Raw genomic sequence first — 22,201 nt, 5'->3', positions numbered from 1 at the left:
CTTTAATAGACCACGACGCCGCGGATGCTTTCGCCCTTGTGCATCATGTCGAAGCCCTTGTTGATGTCCTCGAGCGGCATGGTGTGGGTGATCATCGGGTCGATCTGGATCTTGCCCTGCATGTACCAGTCGACAATCTTTGGCACGTCGGTGCGGCCACGGGCGCCGCCGAAGGCCGTGCCCATCCAGTTGCGGCCGGTCACAAGCTGGAAGGGACGGGTCGAGATTTCCTGGCCGGCGCCGGCAACGCCGATGATGACCGACTTGCCCCAGCCGCGATGCGCCGATTCCAGCGCCTGGCGCATCACCTTGGTGTTGCCGGTGCAGTCGAAAGTATAGTCGGCCCCGCCGATGAGGTCGCCATTGCGCTTCGTCAGATTGACGAGATAAGGCACGATGTCGTCGCCGACCTCCTTCGGATTGACGAAATGCGTCATGCCGAATTTCTCGCCCCAGGCCTTGCGGTCGTTGTTGATGTCGACACCGATGATCATGTCGGCGCCGGCAAGCTTCAGGCCCTGCAGGACGTTGAGGCCGATGCCGCCGAGACCGAAGACGATCGCCGTCGAGCCGATCTCCACCTTGGCGGTGTTGATCACCGCACCGATGCCGGTGGTCACCCCGCAGCCGATATAGCAGATCTTGTCGAAGGGAGCGTCGGGATTGACCTTGGCAACGGCAATCTCCGGCAGCACGGTGAAATTGGCGAAGGTCGAGCAGCCCATATAGTGATGGATCTTGTCCTTGCCGATCGAAAAGCGCGAGGTGCCGTCCGGCATCAGGCCTTGGCCTTGCGTGGCGCGGATCGCGGTGCAGAGATTGGTCTTGCGGCTGAGGCAGGAATAACATTCGCGGCATTCGGGCGTATAAAGCGGAATGACATGGTCGCCCTTCTTGACCGAGGTCACCCCCGGGCCGACATCGACGACGATGCCGGCACCCTCATGGCCGAGGATCGCCGGAAACAGGCCCTCCGGATCGGCGCCCGACAGGGTGAAATCGTCGGTGTGGCAGATGCCGGTCGCCTTGACCTCGATCAGCACCTCGCCGGCCTTCGGGCCTTCGAGCTGAACGGTCATGACTTCCAGCGGTTTACCGGCGGCAACGGCTACGGCGGCGCGTACGTCCATGATTAATATCCTCCTCGCTTCGTTTGCGGTTTTACATATTCGGATAGACCGGCCCCTCGCCGCCCTGCGGCGGCACCCAGTTGATGTTCTGGTTGGGATCCTTGATGTCGCAGGTCTTGCAGTGCACGCAGTTCTGGGCGTTGATGACGAAGGTGTCCTTGCCGTCCTTTTCCACCCATTCATAGACGCCGGCCGGACAGTAGCGCGTCGACGGGCCGGCATAGATATCGTGCTCCGAGCGCTTCTGCAGGTCCATGTCCTTGACCTTGAGATGCACCGGCTGGTCTTCCTCATGATTGGTGTTCGACAGGAACACCGACGACAGGCGGTCGAAGGTCAGAGCGCCGTCCGGCTTCGGATAGGCGATCGGCTTGTGCTGCGAGGCCGGCTCCAGTGACTGGGCATCGGTCTTGCCGTGTTTCAGCGTGCCGAAGAAGGAGAAGCCGAACAGCGTGTTCGTCCACATGTCGAGACCGCCAAGCGCCACGCCTATCGCCGTGCCGAACTTCGACCATAGCGGCTTGACGTTGCGGACCTTCTTCAGGTCGCGGCCGATATCCGTCTGGCGCCATTCGTTCTCGATCTCGATCACCTCGTCATTGGCGCGGCCGGCGGCGATCGCCGCGGCGATCTTGTCGGCCGCCAGCATGCCCGACAGCACCGCATTGTGGCTGCCCTTGATGCGCGGCACGTTGACGAAACCGGCCGAACAGCCGATCAGCGCCCCGCCGGGGAAGGAAAGCTTCGGCACCGACTGCCAGCCGCCTTCGGTGATGGCGCGCGCCCCATAGGAGAGGCGCTTGCCGCCCTCGAAGGTGGAGCGGATCGCCGGGTGCGTCTTGAAGCGCTGGAACTCCTCGAAGGGATAGAGATAGGGGTTCTTGTAATTCAGGTGCACGACGAAGCCGACGGCGACGAGATTGTCTTCGAGGTGATAGAGGAACGAACCGCCGCCGGTCTTCATGCCCAAAGGCCAGCCGAAGGAGTGCTGCACCAGGCCCTGTTTGTGGTGCTCGGGCTTAACCTGCCAGAGTTCCTTGAGGCCGATGCCGAACTTCGGTACGTCACGTCCCTCATCGAGCTTGAACCTGGCAATGAGCTGCTTGGCAAGCGAACCGCGCACGCCTTCGCCGATCAGCACGTATTTGCCGAGCAGCGCCATGCCGCGGGTATAGTTCGGGCCGGGCTCGCCGTTCTTTTCGATACCCATGTCGCCAGTGGCAACACCGATGACGGCACCTTCGTCATTGTAAAGCACTTCGGTGGCGGCAAAGCCGGGATAGATCTCGACGCCGAGCGCCTCCGCCTTTTCGGCGAGCCAGCGACAGACGTTGCCGAGCGAGACGATATAATTGCCGTGATTGTTCATCAGCGGCGGCATCAGCGCATTCGGCAGGCGGACGGAGCCGGCCGGTCCGAGCACCAGGAAATGATCGTCCGTCACCTTGGTCTTGAAGGGATGGCCGTCTTCTTGGCGCCAGCCGGGCAGCAGCCGGTCGATGCCGATGGGATCGACAACGGCACCCGACAGGATATGGGCGCCGACTTCCGCGCCCTTCTCGAGCACGACGACGGTCAGATCGGGATTGACCTGCTTCAGACGGATCGCCGCAGACAAGCCGGCCGGCCCCGCTCCGACGATCACCACGTCGAATTCCATGCTTTCGCGTTCTGGCAGCTCGCTTGCGTCGGTCATTGCGATATCACAGCGCCTTTTCGAGTTCCGGCAGGGCCTCGAAGAGATCGGCGACGAGGCCGTAGTCGGCGATCTGGAAGATCGGGGCCTCTTCGTCCTTGTTGATGGCGACGATGACCTTACTATCCTTCATGCCGGCGAGATGCTGGATGGCACCGGAGATGCCGCAGGCGATATAGAGCTGTGGTGCGACGACCTTGCCGGTCTGGCCGACCTGCCAGTCGTTCGGGGCATAGCCGGCATCGACGGCCGCGCGGGATGCGCCGACGGCAGCCCCGAGCTTGTCGGCGACGGGAAGGATGACTTCCTTGAACTTTTCTGCCGAACCGAGCGCCCGGCCACCGGAGATGATGATCTTTGCAGACGTCAGTTCCGGACGGTCCGAGGTCGACAATGCATCGGCGACGAAGCTGGACAGGCCGGGATTGGCGACCGCCGGGATCGCCTCGATCGTGGCCGAACCACCGTCTGCGGCAGAGGCGAAGGAGGCGGTGCGCACGGTGATGACCTTCTTGGCATCGGTCGACTGCACCGTCTGAATGGCGTTGCCGGCATAGATCGGCCGCTTGAAGGTATCGGCGGAGACGACTTCGATGATCTCCGAGACCTGGGCGACATCGAGCAAAGCGGCAACCCGCGGCATGACATTCTTGCCGACCGAGGTGGCAGCCGTCAGGATGGTGTCATAGGAGCCGGCGAGCGCCACGATCAGATCGGCGAGCGGTTCGGCGAGGTTGTTGGCGAGGCTCGCATCGTCGGCCAGCAGTACCTTGGTAACACCGGCAAGCTTGGCCGCCTGCTCGGCAGCCGGCCTGGCGTCCCTACCTGCGACGAGGATGTGCACATCGCTTCCCGTTCCCTGGGCAATCTGGGTCGCCGCCGTCAGCGCCTTGGCGGTCTGGTCGGAAAGGTGGTTGCTGTCATGATCAGCCAGAAGAAGAATGGCCATGGTGTCTAACTCCTCGTTCGGACTGGATTACAGCACGCCGGCTTCGGTCTTGAGCTTTTCGACAAGCTCGGCCACCGACTTGACCTTGACGCCCGCCTTGCGGCCCGACGGCTCCTCGGTCTTCAGCACCTTCAGGCGCGGCTCGGTGGAGACGCCGAAGTCGGCAGGTGCCTTCTTGTCGAGCGGCTTCTTCTTTGCCTTCATGATGTTCGGCAGCGAGGCATAACGCGGCTCGTTGAGGCGCAGGTCCGTGGTCACCACCGCCGGCAGCTTGACCTCGATCGTCTGCAGGCCGCCATCGACCTCGCGGGTGACAGTTGCTTTTCCATCCCCGATCTCGATCTTCGAGGCAAACGTCGCCTGCGCCGAGCCCAAGAGGGCCGCCAGCATCTGGCCGGTCTGGTTGCTATCATCATCGATCGCCTGCTTGCCGACGATGATCAGGCCTGGCTGTTCGGCCTCGGCCACGCCTTTCAGGATCTTCGCCACCGCCAGCGGCTCGACTTGATCGTCGGTCTCGACCAGGATGGCACGATCCGCCCCCATGGCCAGCGCCGTCCGCAGCGTCTCCTCGGCCTTGGCCGGACCGATCGACACCACCACCACCTCTTCCGCCTTGCCGGCTTCCTTCAGCCGCAGCGCTTCCTCGACCGAGATCTCGTCGAACGGGTTCATCGACATCTTCACATTCGCAAGCTCGACACCCGTGCCATCCGCCTTCACACGGATCTTCACGTTGTAATCAACCACCCGCTTCACCGGGACGAGAATCTTCATGGCGAACCCCTTTCATTGTTCCGAAGATTGGTGCCGTTCAGTGCGGTCGTTCGGCAAGCAACACCCAGAAGGCGAAGAGAGGCGTGTCGACCGATCTCATGGCATGTTTGATACCGGGGATATTATAGAACGACCCGCCGATACCGGGCGAAAACCAATCCCCGTCCTCTTGCCGGAACTCGCCATCAGACAGCACGAGATAGGTTTCTTCAGGAGGGTGATTGTGATCCGGATAGCGAACTCTGGGCGCCAAGAGGGTCACTCCGAACCAGAGGTCGTTGCGAATTTCCAAACCGCCCGGGCCAATGATCATCGCATTGGCGTGGCCATCAAGGAAATTCTCGCTGGCCGTGGCGGCATCATACTTGGTTCGCTGTCTCCACTCGAGCAGAGGTTCAACTCGCCGAAAAAGCTCCATTATGCGCCGAAGAGCAGGATCGGACGTGTGGACGGACAAGGCGTCGGCAAGGAACGCGCAGACCGGAAGACGGCTGCCATTCCCTTCCCTTTGCATGCCTGGACGTTCCAGCGCCGAAAAGATTTCCGCGATCGAGCGGCGACCCTGCGGATCCTTCACACATTTGTCGAAGGCTACGAAAGCAGCGTCGATGAAGTGCTGCAGGTCCTCATTTCTTTGGCTCATTCCATCCCCTCCCGCCGGATCGACCAACCGTCCTCCCGCGCTAGATGTCCTTCGCGATCCGAAGGCCATCGTAGATCGCTGCATGCGTGTTGCGAGCCGCGACGGCGTCACCGATCCGGAACAACTGGAACTTTCCTTCCGGATTGCGAACGACGGACTGGGGTTTTCCTGCGAGAAGCTCATCGTGCGATATTTCGCCGAAGTTACTGGAGAGCGGCTTCAGCTCGAAATACAGTTCGTCCAGTGGAATGGTGCCGTGATTGACGACGATCTGGTCGACGACACGCTGCTTGGAGACACCACCATAGTCGCTTCCGACATGGGCGACGATCTGGTTGCCATTCTTCTCAGCCGACTCCAATCGGAACGTCACGGTAAAGGTGACATCGAGCTTCTGCAGCGAGCGCATGTAAGGAACGAGGTTCATCGCCATGACTTCCGGCGCGAAGGAGCGGTCGGGCGTCATGATCTCGACCTTCGCGCCAGCCTTTGCCAGGAATTCGGCTGCCTGCAATCCCGCATGATCGCCGGCGTCATCGAAGATCAAAACGTTCGTGCCGGGTTTCACGTCGCCGGAGATGATGTCCCACGAGGACACGACGAGTTCGTTGCCCTTCGACAATACCTCCGTATGCGGCAAGCCGCCCGTCGCGATGATGACGACGTCCGGATTCTCCGCAGCAACCGTTTCCGCTTCCGCCCAGGTGTTGAAGTGGAACTTGACGTCATACTTCTCGCACTGGCTCATGCGCCAGTCGATGATGCTGATCATCTCTCGCCGGCGTTCGCTCTGCGCGGTAAGCCGGATCTGGCCGCCCGGATTGTTCGCCGCCTCGAAAACGACGACGTCATGGCCGCGTTCCCCGGCGACGCGGGCGGCCTCGAGACCGGCAGGACCGGCACCGACGATGACAACCTTCTTCCGGGTGTCAGCCTTCGACGCGATATGAGGCATTGTCTGCTCGCGGCCGGTCGCGGCGTTGTGGATACAGAATGCCATGCCGCCCTGGTAGATGCGGTCGAGACAGTAGTTTGCGCCGACGCACGGCCGAATGTCTTCCTCGCGCTTTTCGATGATCTTCCGCACGATATGCGGATCGGTCATATGAGCGCGGGTCATTCCGACCATGTCCACTTTTCCGGCCGCGATGGCATGGCGGGCGGTGGCAACGTCCGGAATTTTTGCGGCGTGGAATGTCGGGAAGTTCGTCGCGGCGCGTATCTCACCGGCAAAATCGAGATGCGGCGAATTGGCCATGCCCTGAATTGGAATGACATCGGTCAGGCCCGGATCGGTGTCGATGTGACCACGGATGACGTTCAGGTAGTCGACCAGACCGCTATCGCGCAGCCGCTTGGAAATTTCGATACCCTCTGCCTTACCGGTCCCGCCGGGAAGACATTCGTCGGCGGTGTAGCGAATGCCGAGAATGAAGTCGTCACCAACGCGTTCACGCATCGCCTTGAAGACATCGAAACAGAAGCGCATCCGATTTTCCAGCGGGCCGCCATAGGGAGCGTCGAGTTCGTTGGTGAGCGGAGACGCGAACTGATCGATCAGATGGCCATAGGCCTCCAGCTCCACCCCGTCCATGCCGCCCGCTTTCATGCGTTCGGCGGCATCCGCAAAGTCCTTGATGATGCGCTCGATGTCCCAGTCTTCCATCTTCTTGGGAAAGGCGCGGTGGGACGCCTCGCGGTGATGCGATGGAGCCACGACCGGCAGCCAATCGCCCTTGTCCCAACGGGTGCGGCGCCCGAGATGGGTGAGCTGAATCATGATCGCCGCGCCCTCTTCGTGAACGGCATCGGTCATTTCGCGGATCCAGGGAACGATCTCGTCCTTATAGGCGAGCAGGTTGTTGAAGACCGGCGGACTGTCGCGCGAAACGGCCGCAGATCCCGCCGTCATCGTCAAGGCCACTCCGCCCTTCGCCCGCTCCACCGTGTAAGCCCGATACCGTTCCTTCGGCATTCCGTCCTCGGGATATGCCGGCTCGTGGGATGTCACGATGATGCGGTTTCGCAGCGTCAGATGCTTTAATTTATAGGGCTGAAGAAGAGGATCGTTCGACATATGTCGGGCTCCGGATTAGAAACATCACAATGACGCTATGCGCAAATGTACATACGTGTCAATGCGGAAAACATTTTAGTCTCTAATTTCGACACTGATGTACATTTTCCTTGTGTCGGCCTTCGCAATTTGATAGGAGATAGGTCATGGACCAGAGTTTGAACGACAGTGGTTGGCGCGGATCGCAGGAAGGCTGGCTGGAGGCGGCATACAGCTCGCTGATCGACGCCGGAGTTGATGCGGTCAAAATCCTGCCGCTGGCAAAGAAGCTCAAGCTTTCCCGCACCAGCTTCTACTGGTTCTTCAAGGATCGGGAGGAGCTGCTGGGCGCTTTGCTTGCAAGATGGAGAGACAAGAACACCGGCAACATTATCAAGCAGTCGGAGGCATATGCAGAATCCTTGGCGGAAGCCATGCTCAATGTTTTCGATTGCTGGCTGAATAAGGACCTTTTCGACTCGCAGTTCGAGTTCGCAGTGCGCAGTTGGGCACTGCAATCGTCGGAAATTCTCGAAGAGGTTCAGCGCGCGGACCAGGCAAGAGTAGAGGCGCTTACGCGGATGTTCATGCGGTTCGGCTATGAAGCCGCCGCCGCAGACGTGCGCGCGAGAACAACCTATCTGGTGCAGATCGGCTACATCTCGATGCAGTCCAACGAGGAAATCGGTCTGCGTATGAAGCGCATACCTGAATATATCGCAATCTATACTGGCCAGGTGCCGCAGCAGAGAGAGCTGGACCGCTTCTTTGCGCGGCACGGTTACAAGCCAGACTAACGGCGGGCAAGAATGAGCGGTTTAGGAAAGATCGGTATCGTTGGAGGTGCAGGCTGGCTTGGCGGGGCGATTGCAGAGTCTTTGGTAAGCGCTGGCGTCGTCGGCGACGAAGATCTTGCCCTCTCCTATCGAAGCACGCGGCCGGACAGGTTTTCGCAAGTTTTCTGGACCGTCGACAATCAAGAGTTGGCAGACCGTTCCGATATCATTTTTCTTTCCGTGCGACCTGCCGACTGGAGGCAATTGCGTATCGATGCCAAAGGCAAGTTGGTGATCTCTGTTATGGCCGGTGTCTCCCTCGCCGCGCTTTGCCATCACCACAATACTCCGCGCGTTGTCCGTGCACTTCCCAACGCAGCCGCGGAAGTGGCGCTTTCCTATACACCATGGATCGCCACGCAGCATGCGACAGGTGAAGACAAGGCCGCTGTTCGAGCCATATTCGACGCCTGCGGAATGCAGGACGAGGTCGCAAGCGAAGGCGACATCGACTATCTGACCGGTCTTTCGGGCGCGGGGCCGGCATTCCCCGCCCTGCTCGCCGCTGCCATGCTGAAGGATGCGATCGCGCGCGGGCTGGAACCAAAAGTCGCGCACCGCGCCGTTAACGCTGTTCTGGTCGGCACGGGTGGCTTGCTGCAAAAGCGGGATGAAAATCCCGACGACATCGTTCGCACCTTTCTCGATTATCGCGGCACAACTGCAGCAGCGATCGAGGAAATGCGCGCTTCCGGCTTCGATACCGCGGTACAAAATGGTTTGTCCGCAGCATTCGCAAAATCAATAAAAATGGGACAGATTTCCTGAATGCGGGTTTGCGGCGCCCCGCCCCTAAGACAAGCCGCTAAACTGAGGGAACGATAATGAAAAAGCTATTGGCATCGACCTGCATGTTGTTTGGACTGGTAGGCGGAGCTTCCATTGCGAGTGCCGCCGAATGTGGCAACATCACGATCGCCAGCATGAACTGGCAAAGCGCGGAAGTCCTCTCCAATCTCGATAAGATCATCCTGAATGAAGGCTATGGATGCGAAGCGGATATCACCGTTGGTGACACCGTTCCGACGATCACCTCCATGGCGGAGAAGGGTGAACCCGATATTGCGCCGGAAGCCTGGATCGACCTGCTGCCAGACGTCGTCAAGAAGGGTACCGACGAAGGGAGGATCGTTCAGGTCGGATCCCCGCTTCCCGATGGCGGCGTGCAGGGATGGTGGATCCCGAAGTATGTTGCCGACGCACATCCGGACATCAAGACCATTCCTGATATGCTGAAGCACCCCGAATTGTTCCCAGATCCTGAAGACGCCAAGAAGGGCGCTATCTTCAATGGCCCCCAGGGTTGGGGCGGCACGATCGTCACATCGCAATATTACAAGGCCTTCAATGCGGACAAGGCAGGCTTCACTCTGGTCGATACCGGCTCTGCGGCAGGCCTCGATGGTTCGATTGCAAAAGCCTATGAGCGCAAAGAAGGCTGGGTAGGTTATTACTGGGCGCCAACGGCATTGCTCGGCAAATACGCGATGGTGAAGCTCGATGCAGGCGTGCCGAACGATCCTGCGGAGTGGAAGCGCTGCAATACAGTGGCTGACTGCGCCGATCCCAAGCCGAATGCCTGGCCGACCGACCATGTCGTCACGCTGGTTGCCAAGACCTTTTCCGAGAAGGTCAGCCCCGAAGTCATGGACTATCTCAAGAAGCGCTCTTGGAGCAACCAGACCGTCAACGGTCTGATGGCCTGGATGACGGACAATCAGGCAAGCGGCGAAGATGGCGCCAAGCACTTCCTGAAGGAAAACAAAGACGTCTGGACGAAGTGGGTCACTCCGGACGCCGCCAAGAAGATCGAGGCCGCTCTCTAGCCGCCCGTAAACAAGCGGCGCGCACGGCGCGCCGCTCCTCACCGCCGTACAACATAAAAAGACTGGCACGGCTTCTTTAAGAAAAGGGGAACCGCATGGACTGGTTTTACACCTTCCCTCACATGAACGACGATGCGCTTCGTGATCTCAAGAAGCTCATCGACGACAATTTTCGCGCATTCACGAGAGCCTACGGAGACACGATCGAGGGCTTTTTCACGCCGCTGCAGCATTTCTTGATGGCGGCCGAGAAATTCATGACCCAAACCCCGTGGCCGATCATCACGCTCTTGATCCTGGCGGTCGCGTGGCTTGCGAGCCGCAATTTCAAGATCGTCCTGGGCTGTCTCGTGACGCTGTTGCTGATCGGTTATTTCGACATGTGGCAGGACACGATGCGCACGATCTCGATGATTTTCGTCTGCACCGTACTCTCGATCGCCATAGGTCTGCCTATCGGCATTCTGATGTCGCGCTCCGACCGCATTCAGAAGCTGGTCAGCCCGATCCTCGATATAATGCAGACCATGCCGAGTTTCGTGTATCTCATCCCCGTGGTGATGCTTCTTGGCATCGGACGCGTACCCGGCCTCATCGCAGTCGTCATATACGCTATTCCGCCGATGATCAGGCTCACCGACCTTGGTATCCGGCTTGTCGATAAGGATGTCCTGGAAGCTGCCGACGCATTCGGAACCAACCGATCACAGAAGCTCTTCAAGGTGCAGTTGCCGCTTGCCTTGCCGACAATCATGGCCGGGATCAACCAGACCATCATGATGGCGCTGGCAATGGTCGTCATCGCCTCGATGATCGGCGTGCAAGGCCTCGGCCAACCCGTGCTCAAGGCAATCGCAAATCAATACTTCACCTTGGGTATCTTCAATGGACTTGCCATCGTTGGCATCGCCATCATCTTTGACCGGGTCAGCCAGGCATACGGCAAAAGACTCCAGAAGCACCGGGAGACCGTTCATGGCTGATCATCATTTCGGCGGTATCAGGATCCGACACCTTTACAAGATCTTCGGTCCCAATGCGGCAGCCCATATCGAGGCTGCTCAGAAGGGCATGACCAAGGCCGAGCTCAACCGAACGCACGGGCATATATTGGGTCTGAAAGACATCAATATCGAGATTCCATCGGGCTGTATCCAGGTCATCATGGGCCTCTCCGGCTCAGGCAAGTCAACACTCATTCGCCACATAAACCGTCTGATCGATCCGACAGCGGGCGAAGTGCTGGTCGATGGTGTCGACGTTGTCAAAATGGACGAGACCCAGCTTCGCGAGTTCCGCCGGCACCAGACGGCGATGGTGTTTCAGAAGTTTGCACTTCTGCCGCACCGTAGCGTCCTCGACAACACCGTTTTCGGGCTGGAAGTCCAAGGAATTGCTCGTGCGAAAGCCGTCGATGTCGCCATGCGATGGCTGGAGCGAGTGGGACTGAAGGGATTTGAAGACAAGTATCCCAATCAGCTCTCGGGCGGGATGCAGCAACGCGTCGGGCTCGCACGCGCTCTTTCGAACGATGCGCCGGTGCTGCTCATGGACGAGGCTTATTCGGCTCTTGATCCATTGATCCGAACGGACATGCAGACTGTCCTTCTCGACATCCAGAAGGAGATCAAAAAAACGATCGTCTTCATCACCCACGACCTCGACGAGGCTCTGCGTCTCGGTGATCAAATCGCAATTCTGCGCGACGGCGAGATCATTCAGCAAGGGACCAGCCAGGACATCGTCCTGCGCCCGGCAGACGACTATGTTGCCAACTTCGTCAAGGAAGTAAACCGCGGGCGCGTCGTCCAGGTGGAGGCGATCATGTCACCTCTTCGTGGCGCGACAGCATCCAGCGGCCTTACGGTGCACGCGGGGACGACGGTGGAAGAAGCCGTGCGCTTACTCGCATCCGTTCCGGACGGTGATGTGACGGTGCTAGGCGCCTCTTCCGAGCCTGTCGGCGTGGTGACGCTGCGCCAGCTCGCTTGTGCAATGGTCAGTTCACAAGGTCAAGAACGACAAAGGGACGTGGTCGCCATGGCGCGCTGATCCATTGTTTGAAAAGGGTCAACCAGATGCTTGTCGGCGCCGAACATCCATTGCGCAGGGAACTCCATCAGGAACTCCACGCAAGACCTTCGCTTTATTTCGATGGCGACACCGACGTCTGGCACGTCGCCATCGTTTCGGAGAACGCAGCTCCTCCAATCCCATCGGAACTGCTGGAGCTTGATGATGTCGCAATCACAGGCCAGGGAAGCCACGGCATAGGAAAATGTGGCGACGGTCGATTGAAATGGGAGGCGCATACCGAGTTTGTGACGTTGACCTACGTCTCACCGGCATCGATCGACCAACCGACTGCATTGCCGAAGCCGTTTTACGACTGCATTCGCTTCGTAGAAGGCAAGGTGATCGCTGCCGTGCGTGTCCTGGTGCGAGACGAAAAGGAGGCGCCGCATCCAAAACCCGGGGTCGACTACGTCGCATCGAAAGTGGGCGGCGGCGACGCGGAGGTCTATTCGAGCTTCCGTCTCGATGATGACGGATTCGTGGAATTTCGCGTCTATAACCGCAACCTCAATGCCTACCGTACGGGTCGCATGGTGAGGCGGCTGCTGGAAATTGAAACCTACCGGATGATGGCGCTGCTCGGCATGCCGGTGGCGCGTGAGACGGTCAAACAACTTTCGGATTTTGACAGGCGCCTCACCGTTCTGATTGAGCACATGCAGAGTGAAATAAAGGTGGACAAGGCGCTTCTGTCAGAAGTGACGAAGCTATCTTCCGACGTCTTGAAGCTGACGGCAAAGGCAAAACAACGATTTGGAGCCACAAAGGCATACGCCGAAATTGTCGCAAGCAGGATGATTGAGCTGCGCGAAGAACGAGTGGAGGAAAGACAGCGCATCTGTACCTTTATCGACCGCCGCTTTCAGCCCGCCGTTCGCTTCGTCCATGCAACGGAGCGGCGTCTTTCCGAAGTGGGTGAGCGTGTCAGCCTTGCAGGCGATCTCCTGCGGACGACCGTCCAGGTACAGCTTGAGGACCAGAACGCATCGCTCCTAAGCTCGATGGAAGAGCGTGCACGCGTGCAGGTTCACATTCAGCAGGCGGTCGAGGGCTTCTCGGTCATCGCGATCACCTACTATGCCATCAGCCTGACAAAGGTGTGCCTGGAGGCGGCCGGCGAACTTGGTTTCGACGTCCATCTGGCAAAGGCCGGCCTGCTGTTTACCGTTCCCGTGGCAGTCTTCGCGATCTGGGCGGGCATTCGGCATGTCCGAAAGGGCATCGCAGCGCATAGCGCATCGTAACCAACGACACTCATCTTGGCAGCCAACACCATGTCCCAGACGTTTCCTCGCCTGTTCGCGCCTCTAAAGATTGGTTCCCGTACCCTTCGAAACCGAATTGTCTTCGGCGCGCACACCTCAAACCTCGCCTTGGAGGGTCTGCCGACCGAACGCCATGCGGCATATTATGCCGAGCGGGCGATCGGCGGCGCTGCGATGATTGTCGTCGAGCCGATGCCGGTGCATGCGTCCGCGGTCCTGACGCATCACAACTTCCGGCATTCGGACGACGCCGTTATTCCGCATTTCGCAAAGGTCGTCCGGGCGATAAAAGACAACGGCGCCGTTGCCATTCAGCAGCTCTACCATGTCGGCGCGCACGGCGACTCCGATAATTCCTTCCATCCTCATTGGTCGCCTTCCGGCTTGCCGAGCTATCACGATAGCGACGGCTCACATCCGATGACCGAAAACGAGATATGGGAAACCATCGATGGCTTCGTTCAGGCCGCACGGCGATGTCGCGAGGCGGGCTTTGATGGAGTGGAGGTCTGGGCGGCCTATCTCGGGATGGTCGATCAGTTCTGGACGCCCTGGAGCAACCGCCGGGACGACCAATGGGGAGGGTCGCTGGAAAATCGCACACGGATGTCTCGGGAAATACTCTCCAGGATTCGTGAGACCTGCGGGCCTGACTTCATCGTCGGCATCGCCGTCAGCGACGAGCCTGACGTAAAGGCAGCTCTTTCACGCGAGGAGCTCGCCGAGATCGTCAAACTCCATGACGAGCTCGGCCTGATAGACTACGTCACCTGCGGATCGGGCGGCTATCTCGACTTCTACAAGCTGATGCCGACTTTCATCTATCCTGAAAAGCTCGGGGCCGATCTGGCATCGACTTTGAAAAAGGTCGTGAAGAAAGCGGTCGTCACGGCAGAAAGTCACATCCGGACACCCGAGAATGCCGAGACGGTGCTGGGAGAGGGCGCCTGCGACCTGGTCTCGATCGTGCGAGGCCAAATCGCCGATCCTCATCTGGCACGGAAAGCCGGCGAAGGTCGCCCTGAGGACATTCGCGGCTGCATTTCGTGCAATCAGATGTGTTGGGGCCGCCGCTCACGCGATTACTGGATAAGCTGTCTGATCAATCCCTCTGCCGGCCGCGAGTCCGAGTGGAACGGCGATCGCTTCACAAAAACAGACGCCCCCAAACGGGTTCTCGTTATCGGCGGAGGGCCGGCTGGGCTGGAGGCAGCGAGAGTGGCCGCAGAGCGAGGCCATAGCGTAGTCCTCGCCGAGGCGTCCAATCACCTGGGCGGCAACTTCCTGCTGGCGGGACTTCAGCCACGCCGGGCACAGATACTAGATCTCCTGGCATGGTACGAGCGCCAGCTCGAAAGCCTCGGCGTCGAAGTCCGGCTCAATACCTACGTGGAAGCTGAGGAAATCAATGCGGCCGAGTTGGATGTGGTCGTTGTGGCCACGGGATCCTATTCGCCGGAAACTGGCTTCCAGAAGGCGCTGCCGACTGTGGAGACCTTGCCCGGCATCGAGAAGGGCGGCGTCTTTACCGTCGAAGGCGTGATGGCAAAGCAGGTCAGACCCGGAAAACACGTTCTTCTTCTGGACGAGGGCGGCGGCTGGAGGGCATGCGGCACGGCCTGGAAGCTGGCCGAAGACGGTCATTTGGTCACCATCGTCACCCCGGATCCTTTCGTCGGCAAAGAGCTTCAGCGAACGGCAGCCGACGTCCCCATGCGGCAGGCGCTGCGCAAACTCGGCGTCCAGTGGATTGTCGAATCCAGCGTGGTCGAGTGGAAGGGGAACGGCGCAACGCTCGTGGATCACAACACCGGCGAACATCGCTTTCTCGAGGCGGATACGCTGGTCATGGCGACGACAAATCTTCCCGCGGATTGGCTGATGCCGGGTCTGTCGGCTTTGGGCGTCACCATTCGTCAGATCGGCGATTGCGCGGCCCCGCGACAAGCTCCCTACGCATTTTACGAAGGTCGAAAGATAGGATTGGAGATTTGATATGGCAGAAGAGGTCTCGCTCCGTAGGCCGGAAGCAGAAGAACTCGCAATGCGCGCCTGCGTAGCGGCCGGTGCGTCGCAGGCGAGCGCCCGTTCCCTCGTCGACGCAACATTGTCGGCTGCGCTTTTTGGTCCCGCAACGCTGGGCTTCCCGCATTTCGTGGATTACCTCAATGCCTTCGCCGAAGGCCGGATCAAGGGCGACTCCCAACCCAGTCTGCAACGGAGTTTCCCTGCATTCATGGTTTCGGATGCCGACGGCGGAATTGCCCAGCTCGGCTTTGACCTTGCCTTTGCGGATCTGGTTGAAACCACCCGCACATTAGGCATCGCGGTGTTTACACAGACCAACAGCTACACCGCGGGAGAGCTCGGATACTACGTTCGAAGGCTGGCCGGGGAAGGTCTTATCGGGCTTGCGGCAACAAACGCGAACGCAATGGTGGTACCCAAGCCAGGCGGAGCGGCCGTCTACAGCACGAACCCCATGGCATTCGGTTTTCCACTTGGCGACCAGACCCTTCCCTTGGTCATCGACCAGGCTTCCAGCGCAACCGCCTTCGTCAACATTGTTCAAGCGGCCGAACAGGGTCAGCCGATCCCCGACGGTTGGGCTGTCGACGAAAACGGCGAGCCGACACAAGACGCCACCAAGGCACTGACCGGAGCATTGCTGCCGTTCGGCGGCCGCAAGGGAGGGAACGTGGCATTGTTCGTCGAGATGCTTTCCGCGGGCCTCTCCGGAGGGCCATGGTCGCTGGACACTCCCGATTTCAGATCAGGGAATGCGTCTCCCGCTGTCGGCCTTAGCATTATTGCGATCATGCCAGGTCTCGGAGACGAGCGCATTCGTCGTGCTCACGCGCAGACCATTCGTCTTCACGATCACGGTGTCTTCATTCCCGGCGTCACTGGAATTCCTTTCCCGCCCTCCCCGACGGCGGAGCTTAAGATTCCGCGCACTGTCTTTGAGTCCATCAGTCGATTTGCGTCGCTGCAGGCAGAGCGCAACTAGCAAAAAAGAGATCGGAGCTCCCTGGCTGAGACTTCCGTCCAATCGTCGCGAACCATCGAACCCCGAGAGTACAGGAACAAGAAAATGGCATTCAAACGCACCATCCAGGCGATCGATACGCATGCCGGCACGCCCATGCGTGTTGTCACTGGAGGCATACCCCATATCCCCGGCAATTCGGTCTACGAAAAGATGAAGTGGCTCGAGAGCAATGACGATCAATTGCGCAAACTGTTGTTGCGCGAGCCGCGTGGATATTCTGCCCATTGCTGCAACATCATCGTGCCGCCGACCCATCCGGAGGCTCAGGCCGGCTACATCATCATGGAGCAGATCGAATATCCCGTCATGTCGGGCGGAAACACGATTTCGGTTGTGACCGTGCTTCTGGAAATGGGGATGCTGCCGATGAAGGAACCGGTCACAGAGCTGGTTCTCGAGGCGCCCGCAGGTCTTATCCGGGTGAGCGCGCAATGCGAGAACGGCAAGGTGAAGAGCGTCACGTTCAAAAACGTGCCCGCCTTTGCCGCGCATCTGGACGCAGTCATCGACGTGCCGCACCTTGGCAAGGTGACCGTGGACGTCGGATGGGGCGGGATGTTCTATGCCATTGCGGATGTTCGCCAGTTCCGCGGGCTGGAGCTCAAGCCGGAGCACGGCAGGGAAATCGCAAGAATTTCGACCATGATCAGGGAAGCCGCCATCGAACAATTGCCGGTGTCGCATCCGGATTATCCTGGCGTCGGCATCACCATTTCGCAACTCTCCGGCCCAACAGACGATCCGCGTGCGGACTGGAAGAACACCGTCACCATGGCGTCCGGGGAATTCTCATGGGACAATCCGGCTACTTGGACGGGTGCGCTGGATCGTTGCCCGTGCGGCACTGGTACATGCGCAAAGATGGCGGTGCTTCATGCCAAGGGCGAACTGCCGCTCAACCAGGATTTCCGCCATCAGGGAATTCTCGGAAACATCTATACCGGCAGGCTCGTCGAAGAGGCCAAGATCGGCGACCGGAACGCAGTGGTGCCGACAGTCAGCGGAACGAGCTGGATCTATGGCATCAACACGATCGTCCTGGACAACGACGATCCCTTCGTCGAGGGCTTCACCGTGGGCGACACCTGGGCCTGATTGCCGGGCGAAAGAACGCAACGGCTAAAGCTTTTGAGCCTAGGGATCAGGGGCGGCGGCATACAAATGCCGTCGCCCAAAGACGCCGCTTCTACTCTAACAGTAGCTCGCTATCGGCTCACCCAGAATCTCAAGGCGCGGTGTTATTCCGAGTCCCGGAAGGCTCGGCGCTCTCACGCGGCCGTCTACGACTTCGAAGGGGCCGTCAGCAGTTTTGATCGATACGATATCGCGGCATTCAAGCACGCATCTTAAGTTCTTCTCAGGGACTGTCTGGCCCATATGCACGATGGCGGCAAAGGCGATGTCGGAACCCGTCGTTTCCTGAACGCTCACTGTAAGACCGGCCGCTACGCAGATGTCTCGGTGACGCCTGCCCCGGGTCAGTCCGCCATTCTTCGAGATTTTCAGCCCGATCCCTTCTGCCGCATCGTCGCCGACGATATGTGCAATCGTAGCATCGTCCGTAGCGAGTTCGTCGAAGATGATGGGAACATCGGTTCGACGCCTGAGTGAAATGCATTCGCGCCAGGTAGTGCATGGTGCCTCGAGGACGAAATCGAGGCCATCGGGTAGCAATCTCAGCATCCGAAGCGCCGTCTCGACGGTCATGCCGCCGTTCGCATCCACGATAAAGAATTCGCCCGGCTTCTTATCAGCAAGCGATGCCGCAATGCGCGCGGCGTCCATCGCCGGCTCGTCTCCGATTTTTACCGAATGGGCGATATAGCCCATCGCGCGATGCTGTGCGACCCGATGGCGCATGTCCTCGGGATCACCCATGTAGATCGAAGAGATTACGGGCATGGCGACATCGGTGCGGCCACCAAGCAGATCGCATACCGGCAGGTCCACCGCCTTTCCAAACACGTCCCAGCACGCCACATCGATCGCCGTCTTCGCGTGAAGATGACCGACAAGTGCTCCATCCATTGCATCGTTGATCCGATCGACACGTCTCGGATCGAGCCCGATGAGGCTCGGCGCGATTTCCGCGATCCCCGCTCGCACGCCGAGCGCATGGGAGGCAATCCAGGTCGATCCGAATGGCGTGCTCTCGCCCCATCCTTCGAGGCCATTGTTGGCCGTAATGCGGACGAGCGTCGCATCGAAACTTCGATATTCCCGCCCTCCGGACAGGCGGTAAACTCCGCCCGCATACGGCAGGTCCACCTTAAAAACATCGATCTTGGCAATCTTCAAATCTTTCATGGTCCATCCTTCAATCACGGAATGACGAGCACGAGCTTTCCGACGAGACTTTTCGACAGAAAGTCCTGTTGAGCCCGAACGATGTCTTTGAGCGGATATGTCTTTGCGATGACTGGCTTTATCTCGCCACGCTCGATGTAACCGACGAGGTTCTTGAACACGACGTCGTCCTGAAATGTGCATCCGAAGAACGACAGATCCTTGAGGTAAAGGGTCCTGACGTCGAGCTCGACAATGGGGCCGGCAATAGCTCCTGCAACGACGTATCGCCCGCCTCTTTTGAGGACCTCCAGAAGCTCGCCGAAAGACGGACCAGCCGTGACGTCGAGAGCGACATCCACCGAATCCTTCCCGAGCTTCTCGACGATATTCTCGCCGCGGGGAAGAACCTCGTCGGCCCCCAGCGCGAGCAATTGATCGGCCTTATCGCGCCCGGCAACCGCAGTGACAAAGGCGCCACGTCGCTTTGCCAGTTGGATCGCCGCGGATCCAACACCACCCGAAGCGCCTGTGATCAGAATACGTTCGCCATAGCTTACGTTAGCGCGATGAAGCATGCCCTCCGCCGTGGAATAGGCACAGGGTATGGACGCGAGTTCGACATCGCTCCAATCGCAGTCGACCTTGTAGCATTCCGCAGACGGCGCCTTCGCATATTGAGCGAACCCGCCGTCGCATTCGGAGCCGAAGGTCCAACATTCGTAGGGCCGGTATTCAACATAGGTCCGCAGCATATTGCGAACGAGAACGCGCTCGCCCAGGCGCTCCGCGTTCACTCCCTCGCCAACGGCAACGATGCGGCCGCAGCAATCCGCACCCTGAATTCGCGGAAATGTCATTGGCGTGCCGGACCAACTGGCATCGAGATCTTTCGCAGACTGGAAACCTTCTGTCGCGCCGGTTTCCGTTCCTGCGCTTACCGCCTTCGAATACCATCCGATCCGTGTGTTGATATCGGTATTGTTGACGCCAGCGGCGGCAACACGGATCAGTACTTCACTAGGCCCTGGCCTCGGAACCGGAATATCTTCCCGGTATTGAAGCTTATCAAATCCACCGTGGCCAACTAGCTCGACGCCGCTCATGCGATCCGGCAAAAACGCCGAAATCTGATTTGTGGCTGCAGGTTCGTTCAGGCTCATCTTCACCCACTATTGCTTGTTTGAGGCTTTGGGCGACGCCAACCATTGGCGTGCTCTTCAGCCATGAGAACGGCATCTGCGGGTTGAAGACAACGCACTTAAAACTCAGCAATGCTTTGAGTTAATCTCAATCCGGCCGTGGCATCTTCCGATGGAAACCTAACCCCACCAATGATTTGGAGAAGCAACCTTTCCCATCGCTCTCGGGGTATCGATGGCGTATCGTGTCGGTTCCACAGTGGAGAAAAACAATTGGTTCGTCGCTTTTACGGCCTTCCTTCCCTTACGGCGCTGGCAGCTTTCGAAGCCGCTGCACGACATGGAAGTTTCACGCTGGCTGCCGCCGAGTTGAACGTCACGCCTGGGGCGGTGAGCAGGCAGATCAAGGCCATGGAGGACGATGTCGGCGTATTGCTGTTTGCCCGCAAGGCGAGAGGGGTGACGCTGACAGCGCCTGCAGAAGAACTATACAGCGCCCTAGCGGCCGGATTTGCTCGCGCCTCAGATGTCATCAATTCCATTCGACGTGGAGACAAGGCTCGAAACGTGACGATCGCCTGCAGCGACGTCTTCGCTACGATGTGGCTCGTACCGCGAATGCCGGACTTCTGGCGGACCTTTGAAGAAATAACCGTCGATCACCTGATCTCCGATAACGTCAAGAATTTTCGCCGGGCCGAGGTGGAGCTCAGAATCCGCTATGGCCTTGGCGCATGGATCGATGAGACGGCGGAGTTTTTGTTTGACGATTGCCTCTATCCTGTCTGCAGCGCAGCATTTGCAGAAAGGCATCAAGGCGCAACGACTGCCAATCTGAGTGACCTTCCGTTGTTGAACGTCGAATGGGTCGAACCTGATTGGATGGGCTGGGAGGAGGTATTGGTGCGCGCAGGCGTCGCCTCAAGCTCTGCAAATGTGAGACGCTTCGGCAAATTCAGCGTGGCGCTGCAAGCTGCCATGGCAGACCAGGGGCTGGTGGTCGGCTGGCATCGGTTGGTCGGGCCGCTCGTGGAAAAGGGCGAACTCGTCCGCTTCACCGATCTCGTCATACCAGCGCCCGGCGGCTACTACCTTACCTGGAACAGTAACCGTGAACTTTCGGTGGCGGCGGAGACAGTTCGAGACTGGATAAGGAAACTTGCCGCGCAAGAGCGTGATACGCCAATGCCTCGGAAAGGCAAATAGGCTTTAAGCCGGTGGGCGATAAGTTAGGACGCGCGAAGCGTCGCGCGCCCTCGCTTACGACTTACAAAGCAGCTTCAACCTTCTTTGCTACGTCGGCAGGAACCCACTTGGTCCAGATATCCTTGTTTTCCTTGAGGAAATGCTTGGAACCTTCGTCGCCGGTTGCCTGGTTTTCCGTCTCCCAGGCCATCACCTTGCCGACGGTCGCATTGCTCCAACCGCGCGTCTTGAAGTATTCGAGGACTTCCGGCGGGGCGCTGTCGGCAAACTTCTTCGTCAGAACGGTGTAGACGTTGTCGACGGGCCAAGCGGCCGGCTTGGGATCCGGGCACTGAAGATTGGTGATACAACGCTTCCACTCGGCAGCATCCTGCGGAACGGTGAACTTCAACATCACCATATCGTACTTTCCGAGCAACGCAGTCGGAGCCCAGTAATAGGTGATGAAACCTTCCTTGCGTTCGTAAGCCTTTGCTATCGCACCATCGAGACCGGCCGCGGAGCCGGGGTCGAGGAGGTTGAACCCCTTGTCGGTTGCGTTGTAAGCCTTGAAGAGCTGTGCGGTAACGACGGTTGCGCCCCAGCCCTGGGCTCCGTTGAAGATCACACCCTTGCTCGAGTCTTCAGGATCGGGAAAGAGTTCGGGATGCTTGAGCGCATCGTCGATCGTCTTGATATCCGGATGTGCCTCGGCAACGTATTTCGGAATCCACCAGCCCTGAACACCACCGTCCGGCAGCGCCTTTGCCGCCTCGATGATCTTTTGGTCCTTCAGGCCGCGGGGAACGATTTCCGGCAGAAGATCAACCCAGGTCTCCGACGAAACGTCAGGTTCGCTCTTTTCAACCATGGACGTCGTCGACGGCACGGTGTCGCCGGGCATCGTTTCCACGCTGCAACCGTAACCGTTCTCCAAGATGAACTTATCGACATACGTCAGGACTTCCGCGCTTTGAACATTGTGCAAAGCAAGGGTGACGGTGCCACAGCCGGCGGCAGAGGCAGGCAGCGACAGGCCCAAATAGCCGACGGCGAGACATGTAGATGCAAGCAAATACTTCATTGAGTTCCCTCTATTCTTAGCGGCAGTCGATAGGAACAGGGTGCCGCAGAACCTGTCCCGAAGGTTAACCCATCTGTCTATCGATCGATTGAAAGCCGCGCGTGACGCCGGCCCTGAGCCGATGGAGATTGCGTCATTCTCCTCGCCGACGATTTGGCATCGGCAGATCATTTGAAGCGTCATCGGACAACGCGCCGC

Annotated in this window: 19 protein-coding genes; 10 read left to right on the top strand and 9 right to left on the bottom strand. The window is 59.0% G+C overall.

Annotation, left to right across the window (positions count from 1 at the left end):
- Window positions 1–2 precede the first annotated feature (2 nt).
- Genes QA648_RS20475 through QA648_RS20450 form a run of 6 tightly spaced genes read right to left on the bottom strand, consistent with a single transcriptional unit; the run spans window position 3 to window position 7,272 of the window.
- Window positions 3–1,130, bottom strand: a complete 1,128-nt coding sequence (locus QA648_RS20475) for an S-(hydroxymethyl)glutathione dehydrogenase/class III alcohol dehydrogenase (protein ID WP_283053260.1) — start codon at window positions 1,128–1,130, stop codon at window positions 3–5.
- Between the two features lie 31 nt (window positions 1,131–1,161).
- Window positions 1,162–2,826 (bottom strand): electron transfer flavoprotein-ubiquinone oxidoreductase, encoded by a 1,665-nt coding sequence (locus tag QA648_RS20470; RefSeq protein WP_283053259.1) that lies wholly within the window; start codon window positions 2,824–2,826, stop codon window positions 1,162–1,164.
- Window positions 2,827–2,833: 7 nt separating this feature from the next.
- Window positions 2,834–3,775, bottom strand: coding sequence for an electron transfer flavoprotein subunit alpha/FixB family protein (locus QA648_RS20465; protein ID WP_283053258.1), 942 nt, complete (start codon window positions 3,773–3,775; stop codon window positions 2,834–2,836).
- Window positions 3,776–3,802: 27 nt separating this feature from the next.
- Window positions 3,803–4,552: an electron transfer flavoprotein subunit beta/FixA family protein gene (locus tag QA648_RS20460; protein ID WP_260304706.1), complete on the bottom strand. Its 750-nt coding sequence runs from the start codon at window positions 4,550–4,552 to the stop codon at window positions 3,803–3,805.
- A 37-nt stretch (window positions 4,553–4,589) separates the two neighbouring features.
- Window positions 4,590–5,195 (bottom strand): dimethylsulfoniopropionate lyase, encoded by a 606-nt coding sequence (locus tag QA648_RS20455; protein WP_283054331.1) that lies wholly within the window; start codon window positions 5,193–5,195, stop codon window positions 4,590–4,592.
- 40 nt (window positions 5,196–5,235) lie between these two features.
- The gene (locus QA648_RS20450; protein ID WP_104826150.1) at window positions 5,236–7,272 is read right to left on the bottom strand and encodes an NADH:flavin oxidoreductase; all 2,037 of its coding nucleotides are present in this window, start codon (window positions 7,270–7,272) and stop codon (window positions 5,236–5,238) included.
- A 146-nt stretch (window positions 7,273–7,418) separates the two neighbouring features.
- Here QA648_RS20450 and QA648_RS20445 point away from each other — a divergent pair, with 146 nt between their 5' ends.
- The 9 genes from QA648_RS20445 (at window position 7,419) to QA648_RS20405 (ending at window position 17,401) form a co-directional block, all read left to right on the top strand.
- Window positions 7,419–8,048: a TetR/AcrR family transcriptional regulator gene (locus QA648_RS20445; protein ID WP_104826149.1), complete on the top strand. Its 630-nt coding sequence runs from the start codon at window positions 7,419–7,421 to the stop codon at window positions 8,046–8,048.
- Between the two features lie 12 nt (window positions 8,049–8,060).
- Entirely contained in the window at window positions 8,061–8,855 is a 795-nt protein-coding gene (locus QA648_RS20440; protein WP_283053254.1) for a pyrroline-5-carboxylate reductase dimerization domain-containing protein, read from the top strand.
- Window positions 8,856–8,911: 56 nt separating this feature from the next.
- Window positions 8,912–9,913 (top strand): ABC transporter substrate-binding protein, encoded by a 1,002-nt coding sequence (locus QA648_RS20435; RefSeq protein ID WP_104826147.1) that lies wholly within the window; start codon window positions 8,912–8,914, stop codon window positions 9,911–9,913.
- 95 nt (window positions 9,914–10,008) lie between these two features.
- Window positions 10,009–10,896, top strand: coding sequence for a proline/glycine betaine ABC transporter permease (locus tag QA648_RS20430; RefSeq protein WP_104826146.1), 888 nt, complete (start codon window positions 10,009–10,011; stop codon window positions 10,894–10,896).
- Complete coding sequence (locus QA648_RS20425; RefSeq protein WP_260304702.1) at window positions 10,889–11,965, top strand: glycine betaine/L-proline ABC transporter ATP-binding protein; 1,077 nt, start codon at window positions 10,889–10,891, stop codon at window positions 11,963–11,965. The genes QA648_RS20430 and QA648_RS20425 overlap by 8 nt, the downstream gene beginning before the upstream one ends.
- A 26-nt stretch (window positions 11,966–11,991) precedes the next feature.
- A complete protein-coding gene (locus QA648_RS20420; RefSeq protein ID WP_283053251.1) occupies window positions 11,992–13,233 on the top strand; it encodes a DUF3422 domain-containing protein in 1,242 nt (413 codons plus the stop codon).
- Window positions 13,234–13,263: 30 nt separating this feature from the next.
- A complete protein-coding gene (locus QA648_RS20415; protein WP_283053250.1) occupies window positions 13,264–15,249 on the top strand; it encodes an FAD-dependent oxidoreductase in 1,986 nt (661 codons plus the stop codon).
- A gap of 1 nt (window position 15,250) precedes the next feature.
- Complete coding sequence (locus tag QA648_RS20410; protein WP_283053248.1) at window positions 15,251–16,264, top strand: Ldh family oxidoreductase; 1,014 nt, start codon at window positions 15,251–15,253, stop codon at window positions 16,262–16,264.
- Window positions 16,265–16,348: 84 nt separating this feature from the next.
- The gene (locus tag QA648_RS20405) at window positions 16,349–17,401 is read left to right on the top strand and encodes a proline racemase family protein (protein WP_283053246.1); all 1,053 of its coding nucleotides are present in this window, start codon (window positions 16,349–16,351) and stop codon (window positions 17,399–17,401) included.
- Window positions 17,402–17,497: 96 nt separating this feature from the next.
- Here QA648_RS20405 and QA648_RS20400 read toward each other — a convergent pair whose 3' ends face one another.
- A complete protein-coding gene (locus tag QA648_RS20400) occupies window positions 17,498–18,613 on the bottom strand; it encodes a mandelate racemase/muconate lactonizing enzyme family protein (RefSeq protein ID WP_260304700.1) in 1,116 nt (371 codons plus the stop codon).
- A gap of 14 nt (window positions 18,614–18,627) precedes the next feature.
- A complete protein-coding gene (locus tag QA648_RS20395; RefSeq protein ID WP_283053244.1) occupies window positions 18,628–19,755 on the bottom strand; it encodes an alcohol dehydrogenase family protein in 1,128 nt (375 codons plus the stop codon).
- Window positions 19,756–20,007: 252 nt separating this feature from the next.
- Here QA648_RS20395 and QA648_RS20390 point away from each other — a divergent pair, with 252 nt between their 5' ends.
- Entirely contained in the window at window positions 20,008–20,940 is a 933-nt protein-coding gene (locus QA648_RS20390) for a LysR family transcriptional regulator (protein WP_283053242.1), read from the top strand.
- Window positions 20,941–21,001: 61 nt separating this feature from the next.
- On the opposite strand, the gene QA648_RS20385 is transcribed toward QA648_RS20390, so the two are convergent.
- Window positions 21,002–22,003, bottom strand: coding sequence for a glycine betaine ABC transporter substrate-binding protein (locus tag QA648_RS20385; RefSeq protein ID WP_283053240.1), 1,002 nt, complete (start codon window positions 22,001–22,003; stop codon window positions 21,002–21,004).
- Between the last annotated feature and the right edge of the window lie 198 nt (window positions 22,004–22,201).

The sequence above is a fragment of the Rhizobium sp. CB3171 genome, from assembly GCF_029714265.1.
Lineage (GTDB): Bacteria > Pseudomonadota > Alphaproteobacteria > Rhizobiales > Rhizobiaceae > Rhizobium.
The sequence above is the reverse complement of the archived record's forward strand: the minus strand, read 5'-3'. Positions and strand labels throughout refer to the sequence as shown.

Coding starts and splice junctions, on each gene's coding strand:
- QA648_RS20420 (WP_283053251.1), top strand. CDS start 11,992: ATGCTTGTCGGCGCCGAACATCCATTGCGCAGGGAACTCCATCAGGAA.
- QA648_RS20470 (WP_283053259.1), bottom strand. CDS start 2,826: ATGACCGACGCAAGCGAGCTGCCAGAACGCGAAAGCATGGAATTCGAC.
- QA648_RS20415 (WP_283053250.1), top strand. CDS start 13,264: ATGTCCCAGACGTTTCCTCGCCTGTTCGCGCCTCTAAAGATTGGTTCC.
- QA648_RS20435 (WP_104826147.1), top strand. CDS start 8,912: ATGAAAAAGCTATTGGCATCGACCTGCATGTTGTTTGGACTGGTAGGC.
- QA648_RS20405 (WP_283053246.1), top strand. CDS start 16,349: ATGGCATTCAAACGCACCATCCAGGCGATCGATACGCATGCCGGCACG.
- QA648_RS20410 (WP_283053248.1), top strand. CDS start 15,251: ATGGCAGAAGAGGTCTCGCTCCGTAGGCCGGAAGCAGAAGAACTCGCA.
- QA648_RS20460 (WP_260304706.1), bottom strand. CDS start 4,552: ATGAAGATTCTCGTCCCGGTGAAGCGGGTGGTTGATTACAACGTGAAG.
- QA648_RS20430 (WP_104826146.1), top strand. CDS start 10,009: ATGGACTGGTTTTACACCTTCCCTCACATGAACGACGATGCGCTTCGT.
- QA648_RS20475 (WP_283053260.1), bottom strand. CDS start 1,130: ATGGACGTACGCGCCGCCGTAGCCGTTGCCGCCGGTAAACCGCTGGAA.
- QA648_RS20395 (WP_283053244.1), bottom strand. CDS start 19,755: ATGAGCCTGAACGAACCTGCAGCCACAAATCAGATTTCGGCGTTTTTG.
- QA648_RS20445 (WP_104826149.1), top strand. CDS start 7,419: ATGGACCAGAGTTTGAACGACAGTGGTTGGCGCGGATCGCAGGAAGGC.
- QA648_RS20385 (WP_283053240.1), bottom strand. CDS start 22,003: ATGAAGTATTTGCTTGCATCTACATGTCTCGCCGTCGGCTATTTGGGC.
- QA648_RS20425 (WP_260304702.1), top strand. CDS start 10,889: ATGGCTGATCATCATTTCGGCGGTATCAGGATCCGACACCTTTACAAG.
- QA648_RS20450 (WP_104826150.1), bottom strand. CDS start 7,272: ATGTCGAACGATCCTCTTCTTCAGCCCTATAAATTAAAGCATCTGACG.
- QA648_RS20440 (WP_283053254.1), top strand. CDS start 8,061: ATGAGCGGTTTAGGAAAGATCGGTATCGTTGGAGGTGCAGGCTGGCTT.
- QA648_RS20400 (WP_260304700.1), bottom strand. CDS start 18,613: ATGAAAGATTTGAAGATTGCCAAGATCGATGTTTTTAAGGTGGACCTG.
- QA648_RS20465 (WP_283053258.1), bottom strand. CDS start 3,775: ATGGCCATTCTTCTTCTGGCTGATCATGACAGCAACCACCTTTCCGAC.
- QA648_RS20455 (WP_283054331.1), bottom strand. CDS start 5,195: ATGAGCCAAAGAAATGAGGACCTGCAGCACTTCATCGACGCTGCTTTC.